This window comes from Okeania sp. SIO2B9, from assembly GCF_010672505.1.
Lineage (GTDB): Bacteria > Cyanobacteriota > Cyanobacteriia > Cyanobacteriales > Microcoleaceae > Okeania > Okeania hirsuta.
Window position 1 is genome coordinate 1 of the sequence record NZ_JAAHGK010001400.1, and the last position, 1,882, is coordinate 1,882.

A 1,882-nucleotide genomic window follows, 5' to 3' on the forward strand; every position below is an offset into this window, starting at 1 on the left:
TGTATAATAAGCTGAGTTTTCTACAAAACCCAGTGAAGTAGATTCACAACAATTTCCATCATTAGTATCTAATATTGCCCAACAAGTCACTGTGAGAATTTTTACAGACAACAGTGCTGGTTCTGGAGTAATTATTAAACGACAAGGTAATACCTACACCGTTGTTACTAATCATCATGTAATTGAGAATAACTCTCATAAACTTTACCCAATTATGAGTGGAGATGGGATGACTCATCAAGCCACCCTAATTTCATCTCCTCAAATGGGTAATTTGGACGTAGCATTATTGCAATTTACTAGTGATCGCCCTTATCAAGTTGTAGAAATTGCCAACAGTAATGTACTTTCAGTAGGAGAAACTGTTATTGCAGCAGGTTTTCCCAATTGGCATCAACCAGACTCCTTAGAAATGAGTAGTACCCGTGCTTGGGGTAGTCGTGCTTTTCAGTTAACTTTAGGAGCTGTAGAAATGTTACCCAGTCGCACCCTCAGCCAAGGATATCAATTAGGTTATACCAATGATATTAAAAGTGGCATGAGTGGTGGACCGATTTTAAACAATAAAGGTCAGTTAATTGGTATTAACGGGCGCTCAAAATATCCCATCGCTGGAATTGGAGCATTTAATTTTGTAGATGGCTCTCAACCATCTGTCGAGCAGTTCAAAAAAATGGAATCTCTAAGTTGGGGTATTCCAGTTTATAGAATTATCAATTAATTAGGGCCGGATGGCAGAAATAACTAACCAGTTACAAAATCCTAAAAGCCTTACTAATCAATACTTTTAACTTTTGACTTTTGACTTCCGCATAGTGGCACTAAAAGCTCAAACTCCTAAAAGTCTACAGACAAAGAATCCCACTTTTCATCAAACCATTGTTTCTCACTTTTCCATTTCGGGTCTCTACTTTTATGCATTTGGAGGTTAATGCTATTCGTGACATCATCTAGTGTACTTCTAGATAATCCATGTCTACCTCTAGTAGTAGATTCTTGAGTTAAACTCGTACTTCTATCCTTGGGCAAACTATTAGCACTGGTACTCAACAATTGTTCTGAGGAACCTGTAACATTTATGACTGACTTTTCTTGAGCTTTTGTGGGAGTAGCACTTAAGCTAACAGCACAAAACATTGTTAATGTTGCAGTAAATAAAGTCTTAGTAGTTGTAACTTTCATTTTTTTTCCTCTTGACAATTGATTGAGATACTTTAGGTAAACAAATTAACGCTAATGCGCTCTTTTATTATCCCATAATTAACTACTTTTTTAGAGGCTACTTAATTTTAGAAAGTATAATTTTGAGAATGAAATTAGAAATTAGTTAATAAAGTAGTTAAAACAGACACAAACTTAGAGAAAACTAAGCCATTAGTGCCTGAGAATATCGTCTACAGATTTTGATTGGATATTTCCTATTTATTATAGTTTTAATTGAGAAGAGAAACTTATTTTCAACTAGCCTTTTCTCAACATTATCCAATCTAAATAGTTCAGCAACTAGATAGTTCAGAAATAAGGAATGAAGAGGGAAAATTTATTTGCTTACTTATCCCCTCAACATCTCTACTAAAACCATTTACTTATTCGTAGATAGGTTCGTCACTAGCAGTACCTTGTCCGAAATCCTTAAATTGAGTGATAATCTCTTCTGATTTCTCACGATTTCCTGGCTTTAATGTGAATACTACATTATCGAAGCTAGGCTCTTCTTCTGGAGAAACATAAACTACTTGCTCATAGTTTACAACTCCAATGATTGTGTGGACTGCAACTCTCTCTTCCGACCATCCCAAAGGTGCTTATACTCCTGACCGTCGTTGTCAATCTGTTAGCACTCGTCTAACTAACCTTGCTTATGCCCTGGGAATGGAAACTT

General features: G+C 35.9%; 2 protein-coding genes. One reads left to right on the top strand and one right to left on the bottom strand.

The window, feature by feature from the left end:
- The first annotated feature begins 91 nt into the window (after positions 1-91).
- A complete protein-coding gene (locus tag F6K13_RS31145) occupies positions 92-721 on the top strand; it encodes a serine protease (protein ID WP_287289575.1) in 630 nt (209 codons plus the stop codon).
- 116 nt (positions 722-837) lie between these two features.
- Here F6K13_RS31145 and F6K13_RS31150 read toward each other — a convergent pair whose 3' ends face one another.
- Positions 838-1,182 carry a hypothetical protein gene (locus F6K13_RS31150; protein ID WP_124147498.1) on the bottom strand — a complete coding sequence of 115 codons (345 nt, stop codon included), beginning with the start codon at positions 1,180-1,182 and terminating at the stop codon, positions 838-840.
- Positions 1,183-1,882: the final 700 nt, after the last annotated feature.